The sequence below is a fragment of the uncultured Caballeronia sp. genome, from assembly GCF_964243625.1.
GTDB lineage: Bacteria > Pseudomonadota > Gammaproteobacteria > Burkholderiales > Burkholderiaceae > Caballeronia.
The window spans coordinates 1-3,351 of the sequence record NZ_CAXTGZ010000647.1 but is presented as its reverse complement, the minus strand read 5'-3'; the positions used below and the strand labels follow the sequence as shown (position 1 = coordinate 3,351).

Annotated in this window: 2 protein-coding genes; both read right to left on the bottom strand. The window is 57.4% G+C overall.

Features of this window, described 5'->3' with window-relative positions; genetic code table 11:
* Window positions 1-684: 684 nt before the first annotated feature.
* On the bottom strand, window positions 685-1,662 hold the full coding sequence (locus ACFFAR_RS28620) for an AAA family ATPase (protein WP_375508947.1): 978 nt from the start codon (window positions 1,660-1,662) through the stop codon (window positions 685-687).
* Between the two features lie 25 nt (window positions 1,663-1,687).
* Window positions 1,688-3,351, bottom strand: a 1,664-nt coding sequence (locus ACFFAR_RS28615) for an integrase (RefSeq protein WP_375508946.1), incomplete at its 5' end; no start/stop codon positions are given.

Genomic DNA, 3,351 nt, shown 5'->3' with positions numbered 1-3,351 from the left:
CGGGTGTGACGCCGGTTTTGCGCATCGGGTTAACGCTTAACAGCTATCCTGGTTGGGTTTCATAGTTAAGCCCGTTATTCGAGACCCCGAGCAATTCCTCGGCGGTTGATCGCTATTCGCCCTTCCCTGCGAATCGGCCTCGGATTCGAGATTGAAAACGGGCTGCCAAAGCGGGTTCTGCAAAAGCAGCAACGGAACGGCGCTTCGAGAACGCACGCGTTGATTGAGTACGATGTCGCTCGACCACAACTGCGGCAAGATGTTTCCAAAGGAACCTTGTGAACCGGACAAATGCTCTCGCTCGGCCGTTGAAACAACACGCTGTGATAGCCGAGGCCTGAACATAACCGGCAATATCTGAAGCTTGCGCAACACTGCCGATGCTCGGAGCCCGCCAGAAGCGATCGCCGCAAGAGTCGCGTGGAGACGCCCAACGTTTCCGAGAGATTTCGAACATCAACGAATGCGTGGCTGGGAAGCACCCCCTCATAGGGATCGACTTTTGCATTCACTTGATTGGCAACAAGATGGCCCGGCAATCGATTGGCAAGGACGAACTTCCATAGTATCGACAGGATAGATTCGTGCGGCCAGATCCACTTTGGATCGAACACGTAGCCAAGCGCCGGAGCGAGCATTTCCTCGTCCAGCGACAGAATCGGGAACCGCGACAATCCCCGCTCATCAGGCCGTCGCGAGTACGTTACCGGTGGCATGGCGAGTTTGAACGTAACCGCAGTGGCGCACGGCGTGAGCCCACATCGCCGAACCCGGGCGGTATTGCGCATCGTCGCGAAGCTCACTCTCTTTAAGACCGATTTCCACTGCCCTGACGAAGGATTCCATCGGAATCTCTAAACGACCGGGAAGACAGGCTTTGTTATGCGCTTCCTCGAAGGCATTCCATAAAACATGAGCGTCGTCCATCAGGCGATATCCAGCGTCGAACGCCTGTGGAATGTAGAAACGGGTGAACGTCCAATCGTTGCCTTGAGGATACGTTGTCTCGTCATAACCCAGCAGGCACGTTGCGACGTCGTCGGCGTTCCTGACCCCGTAGAACGCCATTTCCTCGACCATGAGGCGCGCGACAATTTGCGTCTTGTTGGCGATCTGAAGCCCTGTCTTCTGCGCGAGCAACTCTTGCTGACCCACCAGGAACGTGAAGAGCTTGATTTGTTGCCGGTCAAGTGCGTCGTGGACGTCGCGAAGCCACTCATATTCGTTCTCGTTCAGGCGCTGCGCCTCGTCGCAAAAGAGCACGACAATGCCGCTACCAGCTCGTGCAGCGGCTTCGCGGATCTTGGCGGTCAGTCTCATGCGTTTCGACGGGTTCCCGCCCGTGTCCGGCTGCGGGTAACCGACCGCCGAAAGGAGGTTGGAAAAGAACGGTCCTTCGGCGTGGCGCGGCTTGTGCTCGCATTGCGCATGGTATGTCGTCACCTTCGGATAGTTTCGGGCGAACAAGAGGCGTACATACTCTATCGCTCGCGTCTTGCCGATCCGAGACGGGCCGTAGATGAGAGCGCCCGTGATTCGATAGCGAAGGCAACGAGCGACGAGGTCGTAGAGTTCCTGGATGGCGGGCGTCGCGATACGATAGTTACCGGTGGCCAGTGGGTGAATCGAGGGATCGATTGGCCGTGGAATTTCGATGGACATTGCACACCCCCTTCATTATCTCGTCCTAAAAGACCTGCCCTGTCCCGATGCTGAGCCTGCGTGCGCGAGCAATTGGCGTTGGCAGCGTTTCCCGGTCCACGACTTCTGCAGGCATCGGCGATACCGCCTCATTGGCACCGCTTGCGGTGCCTCTCACCCGCGGCGGCCCGGCTGGTGTGCGTATCAACGGCGCTGGCGTCATCGCGCGGATCACCTGCGCTAATTCAGTTGCCGCCTTTCGCTTATGTTTTGCTTCCGCCAACTTCTGCTTCAAGTACGCTTCGATTGGATTGGAATCGAACGTCCCGCTGTAGCGTCTGGTGTCGGAGGCCTTGCGGATCTCTCGTCGTAGCTTCAGATTGTGGGGAACAACTCGCCACATCCCCTGCGCTTCGAGGACACCAAGTTCAGAACCGTCAGGCAGGAACGCGCGGACGGAACGAAGATCGTCCGAGTTAATGTAGACCAACAGCTGGCGGCCAATCAAATGCGTGCTCGATGCCAAGATCGTATTGGCGTAGCGGGCACCGTACAGGTTGATATGTGGCCGCACCCCCAGTTCCAAATACGCTCTTACCCGAGAGCGTCGCGCGCTCTGCATCAGGCACAGAGTTCGGCGATGTTGCTCGGCTAACCACGTCACGAGCGATTGCCGTCCGCGGATGTAATATTCCATGGCTTCGAGAGGCGTCACGTTATTCAATCCAGCGTGGGGCGTGCCGTTGTAGTTGGCCATGGCATATTCGATCAGCTCCTCCAATTCATCGAACGAGACATACAAGCGAAGGCCGCCCTTTGGATCGGATAAGGCGCGCCGCAGATCCCTCGGGTGTGATCCGGTGTAGCCTGGGAGGCGGGATGAAAACCGCGTATGCACGGTGCCGAAAAGACGTTCAACGTAGGGCCGTTCATCCGGGCTATACCGAGGACCGGCATCGACACAGCAGCCGACGAATTCGCAAAGCGCTGATAGCGTCTCGTTTGCAAGGTTGGCTTTCGCGTTATCCAGCTTGATCCATTCCCAGGTCGCGTAGCCCAACTCGAGCAGGCGTTCCGATGGAAATCCTTCTTGCGGCCCGTATGAGAGGCCCGGGATCGTGAATATCCGGGATCTGTGCGGTTCCAATGCTTTCTCGATCGTCTTGATCACGTCATATCGACTGTATTCCCTGCCAAGAACTAGGTTGTATCCGAGCACCGCTCGGGTACATACGTCGATGATAACCAGCAGCCAGACCCTTTCAATTTCAAACTCGTGTTCGAAGCCCATCGGGTCTGCGATGATTACTTTAAGACGAATATCAAGGCGGTGACCATCGAACTCAACGACCTGATAGGGACGCGTCGCCGTCGGCGAAGAGACCAGGTCGTCGATGCGCGGGAGCCCCTTGAGATGAGTGGCGCCAGCCGCATGCGCGGCCACGCCGAAGTTGCGCAACATCTCTGCCTTGAGACGCCTCGACAATACTCGGAGCGCCTTGTCTGCGGTGTTGAAGGGATAATCGGCCGCGGTCAATCCGGCGGACCTGCATTGCCGCAGGAATTCGTCGTGAACAGCGGTCAGCCCGCTTAGCCGCGTGCGCAACGCCCCGTCGGTGTGAATCTGTTCAAGCAAAACTTTGCGTCGCTTCACCCGAAGCGCAAGCCACGCTGAGAGCGCCGGGTAACGCTCTAAAAGGTATGAAAATG

Excerpts from the sequence above, each read along its gene's own strand:
- ACFFAR_RS28620 (WP_375508947.1), bottom strand. The coding sequence starts at position 1,662 with ATGTCCATCGAAATTCCACGGCCAATCGATCCCTCGATTCACCCACTG.